We start from the raw sequence: 259 nt of genomic DNA, 5'->3' as shown, positions 1-259 counted from the left end.
AGCGTCAGCGTCAATCAGGAAGTGGTCGGTGAAATCGATGCCGGTTTACTGGTTTTGCTGGGCGTGGAAAAGGGCGATGACAACGCGCGTGCGGAACGTCTCGCAGAACGCGTATTGGGCTATCGCATCTTTAGTGATGAGCAGGGCAAAATGAACCTGAGTGTTCGCCAGGCGGGCGGAAGCGTGCTGGTGGTGTCACAGTTTACGCTGGCCGCAGATACCCAAAAAGGGATGCGTCCCTCCTTTTCGGGTGGCGCCG

At 57.5% G+C, this 259-nt stretch carries 1 protein-coding gene; it reads left to right on the top strand.

Translation table 11 applies throughout. The annotated features are described in order from the left end of the window. Positions 1-259: D-aminoacyl-tRNA deacylase (gene dtd / locus SB765_RS31055; protein WP_410932679.1), on the top strand; the 259-nt coding region annotated here is incomplete at both ends.

The organism is Pseudomonas sp. SIMBA_067, assembly GCF_046534675.1.
Lineage (GTDB): Bacteria > Pseudomonadota > Gammaproteobacteria > Pseudomonadales > Pseudomonadaceae > Aquipseudomonas > Aquipseudomonas putida.
The sequence above is the reverse complement of the archived record's forward strand: the minus strand, read 5'-3'. Positions and strand labels throughout refer to the sequence as shown.